The sequence below is a fragment of the Chitinophaga oryzae genome, from assembly GCF_012516375.2.
GTDB classification, from domain to species: Bacteria; Bacteroidota; Bacteroidia; order Chitinophagales; family Chitinophagaceae; genus Chitinophaga; species Chitinophaga oryzae.
The window spans coordinates 6,138,084-6,156,562 of the sequence record NZ_CP051204.2; the positions used below are offsets into that span (position 1 = coordinate 6,138,084).

General features: G+C 51.1%; 13 protein-coding genes and 1 tRNA gene. 7 read left to right on the forward strand and 7 right to left on the reverse strand.

Annotated features, from left to right (window positions below):
- Positions 1 to 70 precede the first annotated feature (70 nt).
- Entirely contained in the window at positions 71 to 1,615 is a 1,545-nt protein-coding gene (locus HF324_RS24185) for a S41 family peptidase (protein WP_168805166.1), read from the reverse strand.
- Positions 1,616 to 1,819: 204 nt separating this feature from the next.
- On the opposite strand from HF324_RS24185, the gene HF324_RS24190 reads away from it, so the two are divergent.
- A complete protein-coding gene (locus HF324_RS24190) occupies positions 1,820 to 2,320 on the forward strand; it encodes a DinB family protein (protein ID WP_220101233.1) in 501 nt (166 codons plus the stop codon).
- An 88-nt stretch (positions 2,321 to 2,408) separates the two neighbouring features.
- On the opposite strand, the gene HF324_RS24195 is transcribed toward HF324_RS24190, so the two are convergent.
- A tRNA-Arg gene (locus HF324_RS24195) sits at positions 2,409 to 2,482 on the reverse strand.
- A 133-nt stretch (positions 2,483 to 2,615) separates the two neighbouring features.
- On the opposite strand from HF324_RS24195, the gene ung reads away from it, so the two are divergent.
- Genes ung through HF324_RS33690 form a run of 3 tightly spaced genes read left to right on the forward strand, consistent with a single transcriptional unit; the run spans position 2,616 to position 4,075 of the window.
- Positions 2,616 to 3,287 carry a uracil-DNA glycosylase gene (gene ung, locus HF324_RS24200; RefSeq protein ID WP_168805170.1) on the forward strand — a complete coding sequence of 224 codons (672 nt, stop codon included), beginning with the start codon at positions 2,616 to 2,618 and terminating at the stop codon, positions 3,285 to 3,287.
- Positions 3,288 to 3,329: 42 nt separating this feature from the next.
- The gene (locus HF324_RS24205; RefSeq protein WP_258539187.1) at positions 3,330 to 3,824 is read left to right on the forward strand and encodes a lysophospholipid acyltransferase family protein; all 495 of its coding nucleotides are present in this window, start codon (positions 3,330 to 3,332) and stop codon (positions 3,822 to 3,824) included.
- 53 nt (positions 3,825 to 3,877) lie between these two features.
- The gene (locus tag HF324_RS33690) at positions 3,878 to 4,075 is read left to right on the forward strand and encodes a hypothetical protein (protein ID WP_258539188.1); all 198 of its coding nucleotides are present in this window, start codon (positions 3,878 to 3,880) and stop codon (positions 4,073 to 4,075) included.
- A gap of 75 nt (positions 4,076 to 4,150) precedes the next feature.
- Here the strand turns inward: HF324_RS33690 and HF324_RS24210 are convergent, their stop codons facing one another.
- The 5 genes from HF324_RS24210 to HF324_RS24230 form a co-directional block, all read right to left on the reverse strand.
- Positions 4,151 to 5,734: a RagB/SusD family nutrient uptake outer membrane protein gene (locus HF324_RS24210; RefSeq protein ID WP_168805174.1), complete on the reverse strand. Its 1,584-nt coding sequence runs from the start codon at positions 5,732 to 5,734 to the stop codon at positions 4,151 to 4,153.
- Positions 5,735 to 5,744: 10 nt separating this feature from the next.
- The gene (locus HF324_RS24215; RefSeq protein ID WP_220100825.1) at positions 5,745 to 8,960 is read right to left on the reverse strand and encodes a TonB-dependent receptor; all 3,216 of its coding nucleotides are present in this window, start codon (positions 8,958 to 8,960) and stop codon (positions 5,745 to 5,747) included.
- 183 nt (positions 8,961 to 9,143) lie between these two features.
- A complete protein-coding gene (locus HF324_RS24220) occupies positions 9,144 to 10,265 on the reverse strand; it encodes a FecR family protein (protein ID WP_168805178.1) in 1,122 nt (373 codons plus the stop codon).
- Between the two features lie 69 nt (positions 10,266 to 10,334).
- On the reverse strand, positions 10,335 to 10,955 hold the full coding sequence (locus HF324_RS24225; protein WP_168805180.1) for an RNA polymerase sigma factor: 621 nt from the start codon (positions 10,953 to 10,955) through the stop codon (positions 10,335 to 10,337).
- Between the two features lie 254 nt (positions 10,956 to 11,209).
- Entirely contained in the window at positions 11,210 to 13,834 is a 2,625-nt protein-coding gene (locus HF324_RS24230) for a putative LPS assembly protein LptD (protein ID WP_168861037.1), read from the reverse strand.
- Between the two features lie 327 nt (positions 13,835 to 14,161).
- Between HF324_RS24230 and HF324_RS24235 the strand changes: the two genes are divergently transcribed.
- From HF324_RS24235 to HF324_RS24245, 3 genes are all read left to right on the forward strand, one after another.
- On the forward strand, positions 14,162 to 15,385 hold the full coding sequence (locus HF324_RS24235; RefSeq protein ID WP_168805184.1) for an N-acetylmuramoyl-L-alanine amidase family protein: 1,224 nt from the start codon (positions 14,162 to 14,164) through the stop codon (positions 15,383 to 15,385).
- A gap of 126 nt (positions 15,386 to 15,511) precedes the next feature.
- The gene (locus tag HF324_RS24240; protein ID WP_168805186.1) at positions 15,512 to 16,510 is read left to right on the forward strand and encodes an MlaD family protein; all 999 of its coding nucleotides are present in this window, start codon (positions 15,512 to 15,514) and stop codon (positions 16,508 to 16,510) included.
- A gap of 9 nt (positions 16,511 to 16,519) precedes the next feature.
- Positions 16,520 to 18,403: an OstA-like protein gene (locus tag HF324_RS24245; RefSeq protein ID WP_168861038.1), complete on the forward strand. Its 1,884-nt coding sequence runs from the start codon at positions 16,520 to 16,522 to the stop codon at positions 18,401 to 18,403.
- Positions 18,404 to 18,479: the final 76 nt, after the last annotated feature.

The window sequence follows — 18,479 nt, forward strand, 5'->3', positions numbered from 1 at the left end:
GGATTTCCAAAGAAAACAAAAAGCCTTACAGTTTCTGACTGTAAGGCTTTATATCGAAGTGTTTTAAAGACTATTTCTTTTCACGGATAAGCCGGAGCACATGTTCCATCTGGGAGTCCTTCCGGTTCATATAATCCTCGTAAGACTGCCATACCTCGTGGTCCGGCATAATGCCTCTGCCCTCCGGCTGCATGGGCTTCACAGGGGCGTCCTGAACTACGTACATGATGGAAAACTTCGTCTTGATTTTGGAATGCGGTAATTCGTACACCATACCCGCGTGTCCGTTGTGGCAATAATATCCGCCTACCGTTTCAACGCCTACAATAGTTACATTCCTGGCGTATGCCCTTACCAGCGATGCCAGGTGAGAGGCTGCAGAAGCTGTGTTCTCGTCAATCATCAGGTATAAATGCCCTTTATACGCCGGTTGTTTGGGATAATAAACCGGGTTATGGGCGCTGTCCTGGTAACTTCTTCCGTTTTTGTACGGCAGGAGATAGCTTTTCAGGAACGCTCTGCCTCCCTTTATTTCTTCCGGTCCCCATTTGCTGTCGGTGCTTACGCCCCAGAAATACTGCATATAAGGGATGGTGTCCCGGTCGAAATTAGCATAGGCCGATATGTTTTCCTTAAAAGGGTGGTCTGTCAGGTACATCATCGGTTGTTCGAAAGTAGGATCGCTGCCCCCGGGATTGCTTCTGATATCGAGGATGAGGTTCGGTACAGCGTTTTTATCCAGCGACTGGAACACACTGTCGATAAAACGCACATATCCAGGGAACCTCGGATCATCTGCCCCGTCTGCCATGCTGAAGATGCGGAAGCTGAGAAGTCCCGTAGCGTTATCCACCATCCGGAAGCTGTACTTCGGCTGTACGTTGTAGTCAATCAGGCTGTCCACCACAGCACTGTAACGATGCGTCAGGTTCTCCTTGCGGACTGGCAGGGTAACGGCAGGCAGGGTAACCGTTTTTACTTCCTTACTGTAGGGCGGATTGAAAGTAACGGTAAAGTTGTCCTTCACGCCATACTCGATCATATAACGGTAATTGAAGGAACGCTGTACGCTTCCGGTCCATTTCTGCGTGGCGTTAAACCCGTCAGCCGTGAAGTACTTATAAAACGACTGCATCAGGATAGTGTCCGGCACGCCGTTAATGCTCAGTACACGCGAGCCCGCTGGTATCTCTGCTGTCTGATGGTTGAAGATGATGTTGCCCTGAATATACTTCAGATCGTAGGGAAAATAACCACGCTGACGGTTGTAAAAATCCATCAGGTCTTTTCCCACTTCGGTGTAGTTATGACAGCTGCCTTCGAAATCGGTCAACCGTAATATGACTTTGAAGTATTCGGTGGTGGGCATCGGCTTCCTGATTTCTCTGAAAGCCACTTTATAAATACTGTCTACCTGCTTTTTGGTGCGGTAGCGGTACAATCCCGAATTGGCTTTTTCCCGGATATCCCGAAAAAGCTGAAGGTCTTCCTTCATCTCACGGGCGGTCAGTACTCTGTTGTAGATTTTCAGGCTGTCGTCCGTAGACGGTGGCGCAGCGGCCGCTTTCAGGGCCAGTGATGGTGACAGCAAAAACAATAAGAACAATTTTCTCATAAGTTATTCTCCGGTGGCAAATATTGGTTGATATATTTGTTGCAGGGAGTGAAATTAAAACAGTTTTTTGATTTATCCCCTACAGGTATGTCAAATGCTATCTCTTTTGCAGGGTAAACTTACTTCACGCTCATAATAAGGCAAAGTGGCGCCGTAGCTTTGCCCAGGGAAATGATTACCTTTTAATCACATAAAAAAAACATCATGATACAGACTATCCGGGAAAGCTTATGGAGACAATTTGGTGGCAGCATCGATATGCTGACCAACGCCATCGCAGCTTATCCCGAAACGCTTTGGAACGAACAGAAAAAGTTCTTCTATATCTCCTATCATGTGGCCGTGTTCCTGGACTATTATTTGACCATCCCCGCAGGGCCGCTTACCTCTCCGCTTTCCTTCACGCTCAGTGATGATATTCCGGAGGAAGGTATCGACGACCTTGTGCCGGACAGGCTTTACAGTAAAGAAGAAATACTGGCCTATTTGCAGATAAGCAGAAAAAAATGCCATGACCTGATCTTTCAAATGACGGAAGATGATTTCGCACAGCTATGGGTAGAAACAGAAAGCAATAAAGTAATGCCTGTCCTGGAATTGTTCTTATACAATATGCGGCATGTACAGCATCATGCAGCACAGTTAAATATGATACTGAGAAAGAATACCGGTAATGCACCGCGTTGGGTGAGGGCTGCGAGGTGATTAGTAGAGATAATCTGCAATAAGTACCAATGGAGTACTTCCAAAAACCAAAAGAGGAAAACCGCTTTCGCTGTTTTCCTCTTCCTTGTATCCCGGATTGGATTCGAACCAATGACCTACTGCTTAGAAGGCAGTTGCTCTATCCAGCTGAGCTACCGAGACTTATATTTTGTTTTTTCCGTCAATGTGAAATAAATTCCTATATTTATCTCTCATTTTGGGAGTGCAAATTTATGGAAATCTTTTCCAATAAATCAAATTTAATTTAATTTTTCTAAAATACTGACTGAAAAATATGGACGTACAGATCGAAGAAAGCTGGAAAGAAATACTCAAAGATGAGTTCAACAAAACCTATTTTGCGGAGATTGTGATGCACCTGAAACATGAGAAAGCACTGGGGAAAACCATCTACCCGGCAGGTAACAACATTTTCAACGCCTTCCAACAAACGCCTTTCGACAAAGTAAAGGTAGTGATTTTAGGGCAAGACCCCTACCATGGTCCCGGACAGGCACATGGCCTCAGTTTCTCCGTACCGGACGGCATCAAACCGCCGCCGTCGCTGGGCAACATCTACAAGGAAATGCAAACCGATCTCGGCCTGGACATACCCACCAGCGGCAACCTTACCAAATGGGCGGAACACGGCGTGCTCCTGCTCAACGCGTTCCTGACGGTAAGGGCCAGCGAACCGGCATCCCATAGCAAAATCGGCTGGGAGAACTTTACCGACGCTGTCATCCGCAAAATATCAGACCTGAAAAACGATGTGGTATTTCTGCTGTGGGGCCGCTTCGCACAGGATAAACAAATCCTGATAGACGCTACCCGCCACCATATCCTGAAAGCGGCCCACCCCTCGCCTTTCAGCGCCGCCAACGGCTTCTTCGGCTGCAAACATTTTTCCAAAACCAACGAGCTCCTGCTGAAAGCCGGTATCGAACCGGTGGACTGGCGCCTCTGATCATTGGCATACTATCAGTATCTTTACGATAACCTCTCTGTTATGCTAAAAAATATACTGGGAAGAATTTATGCGCTGTACGCATTGCTGCTGTTCATCATCACAATGATGATCGTCTTTATCCCTATTTTAATCGCCTCTCTCTGGCCAGAGCCCAAGCCTACCGCCTTTTTCATCGCCATCGGCCGCCGGTGGATGAATATCTACCTGCCGCTGATAGGATGCCCGGCCAGGCTGAAAGGCCAGGAATATTTTGCCCCCGGCCAAACCTATGTGATCGTCTGCAACCACAACGCATTGATGGACATCCCCGTTACCACCGGTTATGTCCCCGGGGCCAATAAAACACTGGCGAAAGCCTCCATGGCTAAAATACCGGTATTCAATGTGCTGTACAAAATCGGCAGCATACTGGTAGACCGCAGCAGTGAAGCCAGCCGCAAACAAAGCGTCGTGGACATGAAACATGCCCTCAGCCTCGGCATCCACATGTTGCTCTACCCGAAGGTACCCGCAACCGCACCGCCGATCCGCTGAAACCATTCTATGACGGCGCTTTCGCGCTCGCCATAGATACCCAGACGCCACTGATGCCCTCCCTGCTTTTCAACACCAGGAAAATACAACCTCCCGGCAAAACATTCTTCGCGTGGCCACATCCTATCCACTATCACGTACTTCCTCCCATCCCCACCACCGGCATGACGCGCGACGACCTGCCGGCGCTGAAAGAGAGAGTATTTAAGCTGATGCAGGATTACTACGTCACAACAAAGGATAAACTGTAATCACAGAACAATAAAAACAAAGAACCCGTTTGAGTAACATCAAACGGGTTCTTTCATATGGGCATAGCGATAATATCAATACAAAGGGTTCTGCGTCATCTTCGGATTCGCTAACAGCTCGTTCAATGGAATAGGATAACGGAAATCCCTTTCCACATTACAGGAACGCGTCTCCACCAGCACCGGCGCCCCGGTAGCAGGGTCCACAGCGCCATGCACCTGCCCGTTCATTACATCCCCCAGTATACCCCAACGGCGGATATCATAAAAACGCGCGCCTTCAAACGCCAGCTCGGCGGTACGCTCGCGGCGTATCAGCTGCCGCAGCTTCTCCTGCGTATTATACTTGCCTGCATCCACTACGGGCATGCCTGCACGCGTACGGATATCATTCAGATGGTTGATCACATCAGGGTTCTGCCAGTCGCCCAGCTCCACCAATGCCTCGGCATAGTTCAGCAACACCTCGGCATAACGGATGATCATATAATCCAGCGAAGGACTGGCGCCGTTACGGTCTTTGGGATCGAGATATTTTTTCACCCAGAAACCGGTGGCGGTGCTGTTAAGGATGCCGATACGGTCACTGCCCTCGCTGGCAAACGGACGAAGCGTATCCTTTTCATACACCTGCCCGGGCACCAGCACAGAAGCTACCAGCCGCGGATCACGATTGTTTTTGTAGAAAGGATCTTTCTGGTATAAAGCCAGCGAATCAGGCCCCAGCTCCTGCAGTGTTTTACCCTGCAGCGTCTCAAAACTGTTGACCAGCTTCATCGTTGGCGATACGACTGTCTGTCCTCCCACGCCATAAGGTGCAAATGTTCTCCACGCATTGGAGCAACCGTTGTCCCGGAAAAATACCCGCTCTTTGTTCAACTCACCGGCATAGGTAAACAGCTCCGCAAAACTGTTGACTTTCGTATTGGTGCTGCGGTACAGCTTATACACGTTCTGGTCAATCACCTTCTGCGCAGCCATCTTCGCTGTTTCATACTGCTTGTAAAACATCGCCAGCTTGGCTATCAGCGCCCAGCAGACACCGGAAGAAATACGCCACGCTTCATTATTGTTATACACGTCCGGCAAATGAGGCGCGCAAGCTGTCAGCTCGCTCACCACAAAATCATACACCTCTTTTTCTGAGTTACGGGTAGTATTACTATTGGCCGGCTCCAGCGATTCCGTCACAATCGGAATGCCGCCAAAGAAAAGCATCATCTCCATGTGATAATAAGCGCGCATGGCCCTCGCCTCATATTTGTAGCGGTCTTTCAGCGAAGAATCCATATAACAGCGGTCTACGTTTTCAAGGAACCGGCAGGCGCGGCGGATATCCTTATAATCGTCCCGCCACAGGTTCAACGCCACGTCCCAGTTGCTGTTCTGTAATCCTTTGGCGTACGCCTCATAGGCGCCGCGGGTATCCTGGCGTGCCACAGCCTCATCACTCAAAGCGGAGAGGAACATCAGCTGCCGCCCGCTGGAACCACCCGGCAGACCGGCATACACCGACCCCAATGCACCGGTGGCATTGGCTTCTGTCTTCCACCAGTTATCATCCGTCACACTCACCGGGTCATCATGGGTGAGAAACTTTTCACAACTGCTGCATGTCAGCATCACGGCTGAAAAAATGACTGCATATATCTTTTTCATACGACCATTATTAAAGTTGAACATTAATACCGGCAATAAATGCCTTCATGATACCATAGGTCCACTGATCTCCCTGGCTTTCGGCATCAGTGAGCTTCATCTTCGTAAAGGTGATCGGGTTCTGTGCGTTCACGTATACCCGCAAGCCACGGATACCAACGCGCTTCAGCCAGTCGGCCTGCGAATTGTACCCCAGCTGGATATACTTCACCCGCATGTATGCTCCGTTCTGAAACCAGAAATCAGAGGATAACTTGTTATTGGTGGGCAACGTGTTCAAACGCGGGAACATCGCGCTGGTACGTTGAGGTGTCCAGTAGTTGTCGGCATAAAAACGGGTAGGCACCCCGCCGTCTTTACTGTTGTCCATCGGCAACGCCAGCATTCCTTCCAGCACTACGTCAGATTTACCGGTACCCTGCAACAAAAACTCAAGATCGAAATTTTTATACGCCACCCGGAAATTGGCGAAGTAATTCAGGCGTGGGATAGGGTTACCAATCAACGTCTGGTCGGACCCGTCAATAGCTTTATTGCCACTAAGGTCGAGGTATTTGATATCCCCCGGCTGGGCGCCGGGCAACACCGGTATCAGCGGGTTGCCATCCTTGTCAAAGTCGCTTTCCTGCAGCAGTCCCGCGGTTTTGTAACCGAAGATGCCTCCGTACGGGCCGCCCTCCTGCTGAATAGAAGTGGAGCTCACATAAGGGCCGCTCAGCAGCGACACGATCTCGTTTTTGTTATAGGTCACGCCCGGCCGTAAAGACACCGCCACGTTCTTACCGATGTTGCCGTTATAATTCACGGAAGCCTCCCAGCCTGTGTTGCGCAGCTTCCCGGCGTTGATGGGCACTTTGTCTTCAAAGCCGCCGGTATAGGACAGCGGCGGACGCAGGATGATGTCTTTGGTGAGCTTGTTGTAATAGTCCACCACGATCTCCAGCTTGTTGTTAAACAAACCGATGTCTAACCCCACATCGGCCATATTCACTGTTTCCCAGCTCAGGTCCGGGTTACCGTAGTTGGTCTCCAGGCCGGAACCGGAATTGATCGTGGTTTGATACTGATACAGGTCCACGTCCGATTCATTGCCCAGCTGCCCGTAGGAAGCGCGCAGTTTCATATTGCTGACCGCTTTCACGGAAGACATGAATTTCTCTTTGCTGATGTTCCAGCCAAACGCTACGGACGGAAAGAAACCATATTTATGCCCTTTGGCAAATTTGGAAGATGCGTCCATTCGGCCGGTCAGCTCCAGCAGATACCTGTCCTGGTAAGAGTAATTCAACTTGGCATAGGACGACAACAGGGAGTTGATATACAAATACGTTCCGGCCGAGCTGGCACTCGTATTTTTTTCTTCCTGCGAATAACCCGCCATCAGGAAGAAGTGATGATCTTTTACATCGAGCGTGTAATCGGCATTGGCGGCAATGTAGTAGTACGTAGTCCTCGCCTGTGCATAAGCGCGCTGCTGCGTCCACGTTTGCAGCAACTGGCCGGTGTAATAGTCGAAGAAGTTATAGTTGTCCCGCAGGCTGCCCAGCAGGTCGCTGTTGAGGCGATAGCTGAACTGTCCCCGCAGGTTCAGTCCCGGTATCACTTCCCACTTCGGTTGCAGGTTAATGCTGGACTGTCCGTATTCGTTGACAAAACGGCCGCCTTTTTCAGCATAGGCAAGCGGGTTCACGATATCCACGTAACGGCCGTAGATCTCGGAGGAGCCTTCTTTCTGCGGATATTTGGGCAGAATGGTAGGCGGTACGCGGAACACGTCTTCCAGCAGGCGGGTGCCGTCATGCCCCAGCGTTCTGTTGGGCAGCAGGATATTACGTTTGATGGCCAGCAGGTCCATATTGATCTGGAAATTTTTTGTCAGCGACACGGACGTGTTGGCGCGGATATTATATTTCCTGCTGCTGGTCAGCGGTGTCATACCATCCTGGTACTGGTAATTGGCGTTCAGCGCAAAGCGGGCAAGGCTGTTACCGCCGCTCACGCCTACGGAGTGACTGGTGATAGGCGCTCTCTTGTTGACAATGACTTTCTGCCAATCGGTATTCGGGTATTTTACCGGGTCGGTGCCGGCGATGGTTTGTTGAATATCGTCTTCGGAATACAGGGGTGTTTTACCGGAATTGGCCAGGGCTTCATTGTACATGCGCATATATTGTGGAGCGTCTACCAGTGCGGGCATTTTAGTGGGTGACTGCACGCCGTAGTAACCGTCATAGGTAACGGCCACACGGCCGGGCGTACCGCGTTTGGTGGTGACGAGGATAACACCGCTGGCGGCTCTGGCGCCATAGATAGAGGCGGCGGCCGCATCTTTCAGTACGGTCACGCTTTCTACCGTGAGCGGGTCTATGAAGTTCATGTCCATCGGGATGCCGTCTACCAGCACCAGCGGATTGGAACCATTGAGAGAAGTAATACCGCGTATCTTGATGGTGGCCGCATCTCCGCCGGGCAGACCGGACGCCTGGCTTACCTGCAGACCGGTCACACCGCCCTGCAGCGATTGCGAAATGGTGGTGATGGGCTTGCCGCTCATCGCCGATTTTACATTCAGGGAAGCTACCGAACTGGCAATATGTTTACGCTGTTGCTCTGTAATGCCCACCACCACAACTTCATCGAGGGCGGACACTTTTTCTTTCAATGAGATGGAAAGACCGTTGTTGCTGCGCAGCACATTATATTCCGTCGCGATAAATCCTACGAGGCTGAATACCAGCGTAGCATTTCTGGGCGCCTGGATGGTGAAATAACCATCGGCATCGCTGGTGGTGCCACGGGAAGTGCCTTTGACGCCGATGGAAACGCCGGGCAGCGCTACGGGCGGCTCATGGGTATCGTACACACGGCCTTTGATGGTCAGCATACTGTCTTCCCGCGCGAGCTTCAGCGGCCGTACCGGCTGTTCTTCTTTGGGAACGATCGCCACCTGCGTGCCTACGATCGTATAGCCGAGACCGGTACCGTCGAGGGCTTTGTCCAGCACCTCCACCAGCCTTTTTCCGCGCAGGTGCAGCGTGATGTTTTTCTCACCGCGCAACAGTTCATCTTTGTAGAAAATACGCCAGTTGCTCTGCGCTTGTATCTGGCGGAAAAGCTCCGGCAGCGGAGCGTTGGTCACCCGCACATGGAGCGGGGTATTCTGCGAGTAGGTTTTTCCGTAGGCGCTCACCAGCCCTACGAACAACAGGATTATGATTAGCCGCATAACATGCCATAATTTGGCTGGCACTATGCCCACGGGCAGGTAGCGCCAACAAACGTAAAATTTTTGCATACATTTGTTTGGTTTAATTAATGAAATAGTTAACCGGGCCGCCTGTTACCGCAGGCAGTCTTCACCGGAAGATGTTACCGCATCTTCCGGTTTTTTTCGGCTTTTCGCTGATGTTTATCTGGTTTTAAAAATGATTGTCCCCCCTTGCTTTTCGTACTTCAATGAAGTGGAAGCTGCTATTATGTCAAGTACATCGTTCAGTGTTTTCTGCAGGTCAAGATTACCCGAAAATGTTTCATTGCCCGACCGCGCGTCTGTTGTTATTGGTTGATTGTAATACCTGGATAGTTTTCTGAGTATTTCATGTAATGATGTGTGTTCTGCTACAATAATCCCGTCTTTCCAGGAGATGTGCCCGGCCACGTTCACATTATCCACTGTCATTTGGCCATCCCGGCCGGCGTATGAGGCCCTGTTACCCGGTGACAGCTGTACCGGCGCGGCTGCTTTCCCCGGCCCCCTGAACGCTTCCAGCTGTACGCTGCCGCTGGCGAGGACTACCTGCGAGGCAGCATCTTCCCGGTAAGCAGAAATGTTGAACGCCGTGCCCAGTACAGCGATCTTCATATCGTTGGCGTATACGCTAAACGGACGGTCCGCGTCTGCGGCTACGTCAAAATAAGCTTCTCCTTCCAGGAACACTTCACGGCGACCGGCTGCGAATGCCGCAGGATACACCAGGCGGGACCCTGCATTGAGCCATACCCTGGTGCCGTCTTCCAGCTGCAGCGACGCCACGTTGCCGTAAGGCACCAGCAGCGTGTTAAACACCGGCCGGCCCGCGGCCAGCTCCTGCCGTATCTCCTGCGAGTCTATGCGTAACTGCGTGCCTTTTGCCTGGTAGGTGATGGCCGCATGCGTATTGCGGATGTTCAGCTGTTGCTGGTTGCCCAGTATCATACGGGTCACCGTGGAATCGCCCCGGGTGTAAGTCTGGCCGCTGGCGAAGGCCACCAGCGCCGGCAGCGCTTCCTGCGTGCGTTGCCACTGCCACCAGCCCATTCCGGCCGTCAGCAGCAAAGCTACGGCAGCGGCTACTTTCCACGACCGCCACCAGAGCCGCACGGGCGGCTGCGTGATGTCGGCGGCAATACGTTCCCACAGACCGGCTTTCTCCGCTATGGATAACTGCTCGTTACCGGACGCACGTACGATGGAGATCATTTTCTCTTTGTCGCCGCCCGCGCCTTCCGGCAGGTCGTCTTCCTTACCATATGAATGGTTGTTAATATCCATAGCTATTATTTGCCCCTATATAACAGAGCAGGCTGTTTCGTTTTTATAGACTTGTTTTGGAAAAAAATCTTAAAAATTTTTCAGACAGGTAAACAGCAACATGCTGAAGGCCGGGATAGTGGTGACCGGCATATCCTGCCGCAGCTGGCGGATAGCCCTGTAGGCAAGGGTCCTGCAGGTAGGTACGGAAATCTGCATCAGCTGTGCTACCTCCTCGTAGGAAAGTTCACAGTTATACTTCAGATAAAGAATTTCTTTCTGCCGCGCCGGTAGCTTGTTCATCTCGGCAGCCAGCCTGCGTAAGGCCCCCTGCTGCTCTTCCTCCGCAATGATCCTGCTTTGCGCATCGTTGGCCTCAAAAGTAAGCTGGAAATAGCTTTCGGCCCGGGTCATATCCGCCTGCAGCGAGAAGCGCGCGTTTTTCTTCAGGGAAGCATTCAGTTTACGCCGGAAAGAAACCAGCAGGTAAAAACGGATGTTGACCTGCCGCGCCAGGTTGCTACGCTGCAGATACAGGTCAGTAAACAGGTCATGAATACTGTCCATGATCATCTCCTTATCGGGAAAATACCGCAATGCATAGGCATAGAGCATATCAGCCGACGCTTCATACAGTACCCTGAAAGCCTGCTGATCGCCTGCTATCACGTTATTCCATAACGTTTCCTCGTTGACTCCGGTTAGCTTCATCAGATCATTGGATTATGGCAGATCGATATCGACTTTAAATTACACAACAGGAAATAAAATTAAAAATACATAGACGGGTTTAATATTATGAAATCATTATCATGTAGAGATCGTCTGAAAAGAAGAGAAAATAACACCGGAATTTACGGATTTACGATTTTTTGATGTTGATATTTTAAAAAAAAGCAGCGAAGATCGTCGGAACTTCGCTGCTTTTATAAATCTCGAAATCAAAAAATCGTAAATCAAAAAATCTAAAAATCATAGAACTGCCGCGATCGGTTAATCCTCAGATCACGCAGGATACCGGCTTTCGGGTTGATGGTGATACTGAACTGCCGGAAGGTGCCAAACGGGATCAGGTTAATGGACATCTGCCAGCAGTGCAGGTCCCTCGATATATACATGTTCGTATAGGCGATCTGCATATTGGTAAAGTCAAAGCCGCTGTTCAGGCCCACTTTCCATTTGGGAGTGAGGCTGAAGTCGCCGTTGAAGCTAACGTACTGGGTTATACGCTTGATGACGCCGCCGGAGTCGGGAATCAGCTGGTTGGTGTACGACAAGCTGTAAGACAGGTCCAGTCGCCACGGAATGTCAAAATCCACGTATTCGCCGGGGTTGTTGCGCATCATCTGCAGCTGCCGCTGCTGCGCGGCCATGGCGGCATCTGCGTTGGAAATATTTTCAAGGGAATCTATCTTTTTCTGTTTGTCCTGCCCTTTCTTATCCTTCGACTGGAAAGAAGTACTCAGGGAGATGCTGGCGTTGGTCAACCGGCCGAGGCTGATTTTTCCCTGCTGCCACACGAATTTGTCAATACGGCGGCCGCGGCCGTCGGTCGCATAAGGGTCCAGGGTACCGCTGGCGGAGATATTCACCTTGTCGAACAGGTTGGTACGGGCGTAGAGACTGAAATTGGAGAGCTTAAAGGAGTCCGCCACCAGGTTGTAGCTACCGTTGATACCGAAGCCGTCCAGCAGTTTCACCTTTTTCTCGTGGTTGCCCGACGTGTCTTTCCGGGAAAATACCTTCATCTCGAGGTTGTTGTCCAGTCCGAAGTTAATACCTCCGAAGGCGCCGGGTGAGGGCACCCCGATAATGGAGCCATCGAAATAGGACACCCTGGTAGAATCGTGGAGACGGTTGTAATAGTAATAATAATAGTATTGACTAGACATGTCCGGGCGGTAGCTGGCGCTGACGGTGGGGCGCAGCACGTGGCGGATAGCTTTCACTTTGGAATTCTTACTGAAAGCATACATACCATATACGGCGGTAGACAGCGACACGCTCACGTTGATATCACGGGCAGTGAAGAAGCCGGCCTGGTAGCTGGTATCGATACCGCCGATGGAGTCTTTGGAAACAAGTTTATTTTCTCTCCACCGTTTAGTCATTTTTTTGGTGTACCAGTATTCGCTGTAGTTGATACCCGGCGACAGGGTCAGCGTTTTCAGGATCGGGATGGAGAAAGACACCGGTATGGTGTGCTGCATGCCCGTCTGCATCGCGTCGAACATAGCCTGTTTACCGAACAGGGAGTCTTTGAAGCTGGCCTGGTTACGCAATACGGCGTTGTAGGAAACACCGATTTTTTCGTACCATTTAGGGGTGCCTACCATTTCTTTCGGCTGGAACGGGTAGATGGTGTTGACCGTAAAGGTTCCGTCCGGGAAAGAGATAGACACGTCGCGGGTGGCCAGGTTCTGTGAGTGGTTCAGGCCCAGGGTCAGGTTGTAAGGCTTGCCCTGCCATGTTTTGGAGAAGGTGATAGACGATCCGATGTTGTTGTTGACACGGGTGCTATAGTCAAATACGTTGAACCTGTTATAGGAAGAGCTGCCAAAGTTCACGCTGGCGCCGAAGTTCACCCCTGGACGGGCTTTGCTGTCCATGCTGTGGTTCCAGGTAATACGGAAGTCGCGGGACTTGGTGAACTCCGACGGTACCGCAGGGTCGCCGAAGCGGGTATTGGCGATGCTCAGGTTCAGGCCCCCGTTATATTTATACCGCTTGCGGTAAGTGGGGCTGGCCGTCAGGCTCCAGCTGCCATAGGAGTAAACGTCTCCCCGCAGGGTAAGGTCCAGGTGCTCTCCCAGCCCGAAGTAGTAACCGCCGTTTTCGAGGCCCATCCCTTTCTGCTGGTTCACCACGTACTGCGGTGGCAGGATACCGGAACGCTGGCCCTGCGTGATCGGGAAAATGGCAAACGGGATGTACAGCGGGGTGGGAATTCCCATAATTTCCAGGTTTGCCGGCCCGGAAATCACCAGTTTGTCAGGGATAACCTTTATTTTACGGGCCCGGAAGCTGAAGTGCGGCGTATCGAGGTTACAGGTGGTATAACCGTTTTTAAAGCCGAAAATGGTATTATCCGCGGCCTTTTTGGTAAGTTCACTATGAATATAACCTTCGCCGTACTGGGAACGGGTATTATAGATCTTTGCTTTCTGGGAGGTAAAATTGTACCGGAGCGTGTCGGACTCGAAGCTCTGCCCGCCGTCGTTCATCACGGGCCGGCCAATGATCTTGCCTGCGGTGTCTTTGGCATTGGTGGCCTCCAGCACGCCCGTAGCCTGGTCGAAATTCATTTTTTCGGCAGAAAGGTCGATCGTTTTATATTTGGTACTGGCAGTACCATACAGGTAAAAGCGTTTGTCGGGCACCATCAGGATAATAGAATCCTTTGCCTTATAGGTTACCGGCGCATCCAGCGTATCTTTGGACACTTTGGGGATAAAAACGGTGTCCACGGTCACCGCTCCGGTAGTATCCTGGCCTTTTGATACCACGTTGGTGTCAGCACCCGGTTTGGCAGTCACTTTGGGCGCCCCGGGCTTTACAGTGTCTTTCCGGGCAGGAACGGTATCTGCCAAAGTTTTGTTAAAAGTCGGCGATGCTTGTGGCCTTGCGCCCCCTGATGCATCTATAATAAAGGGAACGGCAATTACCACACCTGCAAAAGCCAGGTATGTCTGCCGTAAAAACTTTTTATAATTATTTTTGTAGCTAGAGCTCATGTGTTAAGGCGGGCACAAACCTACAAGAAATTATACAATTTATTACAAATCACAACTTGTAAAGTTTGATGGCCAACGACGGGAAGATAACTGTAAACACGCATGGAGCAAAGGAATTACTAATTTAACAGATAAACTTTTTTTTTATTTTTTGTGATAACAGCACCCATTAAAATGAGAATCATGCGCTGGAACCGATTTTGGATTTTAGGACTGGGAACTCTTTTCACCTGTACCTTTTTTATTCAGGCAAAAAACAATCCAGTTTCAAAGAAACAGGAAAACCCTATCCGTACTATTGTAATTGATGCCGGTCACGGCGGTGAAGACCCCGGGGCCAGAGGAAGCTACTCCACAGAAAAACAGGTAACGCTGGCCGTAGCCCTGAAACTGGGCAAGATCCTGGAAGACAATCTCCCGGATGTAAAGGTAGTGTATACACGAAAAACAGACCGCTTCGACGATCCCCGCAAAAAAGCACAGATCGCCAACGACGCCAAAGGGGACCTTTTCGTGTCTATCCACTGTAACTCTACCGGCAAAATCAGGAAAGTAACCGGCTACAAGACCACGTACCGCAGGAAAGGGAAAAAGAAAATACCCGTAAAAACACCCATTTATGCCTACTACCCCAGCAACGCCAAAGGGACGGAGACATACATATGGGCCACCAGTAAGAACAACGCCAAAATGGAGTCCCTTAAACAGAACTCCGTGATCGTACTGGACGCCGACTCTGAAGAAACCAAACAACTCGCAGACGAGGACCCGGAAACATTCATCCTCCTCAACACCCTGCGTAACGCCTACTTCGACCAGAGCCTCCGGCTGTCTACCCTCATCGAGGACGAATTCACCAAAGCCGGCCGCATCAGCAGAGGCGCCCGTCAACGGAATGAAAAAGGCATCTGGGTGCTCTCCGCCACCGCCATGCCCAGCGTACTCGTGGAACTGGGCTTCATCAGCAACCCGGAAGAGGAAGAATACCTCAACTCCGCCGGCGGACAACAGGAACTGGCCCTCGGCATCTTTAAAGCCATCAAACGGTACCGCGACGAGCTGGAACGCTTTACCAACCGCCGCTCCTCTACCACCGAAGAAACCACTGCCAGCCGTCCGCAGGCATTCAATCATATCCGCAAACCAGCCGGTAAAGACAAAAATTCCGTTCCGCAGCCTGACGACCAGTACTGCGTTCAACTGATGACCACCGACAAATTATATACACCGGGAGCTTCCATTTTCAGGAAGCTCCACGGAAATATCAGTCACGAACAGATCGTCCTGAATAAAAAAAAAATGCACCGATACACCTGGGGGCACTTTAAAACAGACCGCCAGGCCTCCACGGCTGTACGAAAAGCCCGCAGGCTCGGGTTCAGAGATGCTTTCGTAACTGCCTGCTGATCACTTCCTCCACCCCTCCCCGATACCCCCGCCCCCCCGCTCCCCTTTTTTATTATCAACATTTTCTGCTACCTACGCCCCGTGCATGCTTTTTGATTATTTTTGCGGTGAACGTATACGAATCTCATGCTCAAATTATCTAATGAAACCAAGGTAGGCATACTTACCGTGCTGGGTATCACCTTACTCGTACTGGGCTTTAATTTATTGAAGGGAAAGAGCCTGTTTTCAAAAACAAAAACCATCTATGCTGTCTATAAACAGGTGAATGGACTGCAGCCCTCCAACGCCGTACAGGTAAATGGACTGGTGGTAGGAAACGTATCGGAGCTGAATGTTATGGACCACGATCCATCCAGAATACTGGTTACCCTTACCCTCAAGAAAAAAGTAGACATCCCCCGCAACTCCGTCGCCCGCATCAGCAGCGACCTGCTGGGCACTAAAACGGTCCAGATGGACCTCGGCAACGCCACGGAATACCTGGCGGACGGCGATACCATCTACGCCGCCGTAGACGGCACCATGACAGACGCCATCAAAGAACAAATCACCCCGCTGGTGAAAAAACTCGAAGGCACCCTGTCCAATATCGACACCGTACTGCTGGCCGTTAGCGCCATCCTCGACACCACCGCCAAAGGTAACCTGCAGGAAACCATGCGCAACCTGAACACCACCATGCGCAATTTCTCCCACACCTCCGCCTCCCTCAGCAACATGCTGGACCCGCAGAAAGGGAATATACAGGCTACGGTCAACAACCTCGCCTCTGTCAGCGGCAACCTGAAGGCTAACAATGAAAAAATCAGCGGCATCCTCGATAACGCCCAGAAAGCCACCAGCGCACTGGCCAACGGCAACATCGACAAAACACTGCAACAACTGCAGCAAACTACCGCCAGCCTCAACACCACCATGGCCAAACTCAATACCACCGACGGTACTGCCGGCCTGCTGCTGAATGATAAAAAGGTGTATAACAACCTGCAGTATTCTCTCGGCAACCTGAATAAACTGCTGGAAGACCTCCGCGTCAACCCGAAACGTTATGTGCATTTCTCCCTGTTCGGCAAAAAAGATAAAACGAAACCACTGCCTTCCGATACTGCAGCGGTACAATAACAGTACTACATGAATCAATATATCAGATCAGTCCTTTTACTGGCAGTGATGTGCCTGGCGGCTATTTTGCCCGCCCATGCCCAGCTCCCGGCGCCGCAGGAGCCTAAAAAAGGGACCGTGATCGAAATCCTGGGGGCAGATACCCTGCAGCTCATCGAGAAAGACACGATCAATGTCACCCGGTTTATCGGCCATGCCCGGTTCAAACAGGGCACCACCCTGTTCTTCTGCGACAGCGCCGTTAAAAACAATAAAACCAATATCGTAGACGCCTACGGTAATGTACATATCAACCAGGCCGACAGCGTCCATATTTACGGTAACTACCTCAACTACGACGGTAACACCCGCATCGCCATCCTCCGGGAAAACGCCCGCCTCACCGACGGCAAAGTGACCATCACCGGACCGGAACTGCAATACGATATGAACGCCAAAATAGGTAGCTATGTGAAAACAGGCCGCCTGGTCAACGGTAAAAGCGTCCTCACCAGCGACGAGGGATACTACTACACAGAAACCAAAGAAATGCACTTCCAGCGCAACGTGGTACTGGTAGACCCGGATTATACCCTCAGCACCGACGCCCTGCTGTACAATACCGGAACAAAAATTGCCAACATCATCGCACCCACCACCATCAATGAAGGGAAACGCATTATGTACGCCACCAGCGGTTACTATGATACCGACAAAGGCTATGGCAACTTCGGCAACCGCCCCACCATCGAAGACAGCACCGGCACCCTCACCGCCGATAACATCGAAATGGACAAACTCACCGGCATGGCCTACGCCACCGGTAACATGGTATATAAAGACACCGTCCGTAAAATGTCCCTGCTGGCCAACCACGGCACTGTCAACCAGGTAGCCAAAACCCTCCTGGCCACCCAGAAGCCGCTGCTCATCATGGAAAAAGGCAAAGACACCATGTACCTGGCCGCCGATACCCTCTTTACAGGCATCATCAAACCGGGCGACAGCCTCTCTATCCCATCTGTGGCCGGCCTTAAAAAAGAGCCCGTGAAAGAGCCGCTGCGCGCCGTCAGGACCGTCAGGCCCCCCAGGGAACATATCCCGATCACCCTGATCAACCAGGGCGACTCCCTCGCTAAAAAACAGCTGGACAGTGTGCCCGGCAACGTTATGATGTTCGTGGCCGACAGCGTGCTGGCCAAAACGAGGGACAAACTGGACTCCGGCCGCGTAAAAATGGTGAAAATGGCGCAGCCGCCCAATGTCGTTATGAGAGACTCGCTGCCCGGTATCAAACACCACGCAGACAGTATGGCACTGTCCGCCCCTCCGGGCAAAGACACCGCCGACCAACGCTATATCCTGGCCTATCACCACGTACGCATGTTCTCCGACTCCCTGCAGGGAGTGGCCGACAGCGTGTACTACTCTACCAAAGACTCCATCTTCCGCTTCTTCCGGGACCCGGTGATGTGGTCCAATAATACCAGCCAGCTCAGCGCAGATACCATGCTGATGTTTACCAAAAACCAGGCGGCCGACAAAGTGCTGATGATCAAAAACGCTTTCATCATCAACGAGGCCGGCCCAGACATGTATAACCAGGTGAAAGGCAACACCATCACTGGCTATGTGCTCGGCGAATCGCTGGACTGGATGCACGTGGAAGGGAACGCCGAAACCATCAATTACGTAAAAGACCAGAGTGGCGCGTATATGAGCGTCAACAAAGCGCAATGCGCCATCATTAATATATTCTTCAAAAAAGGGGAAGTGGACAAAGTAGTGCTCATCAAAGACCCCGAAGGCACCGTATATCCCTTCACCCAAAGACCCAAAGAGCAGCTGCAGCTGGAGAATTTCCACTGGGACATTAAACGCAAGCCCAAAACGAAATATGAACTTATGCAGTAATTATTTGGTTATTTAGTTATTTTGCTATTTGGTTATTGAAGATTGCCGGCCTTTCTTCAATAACCAAATAACTAAA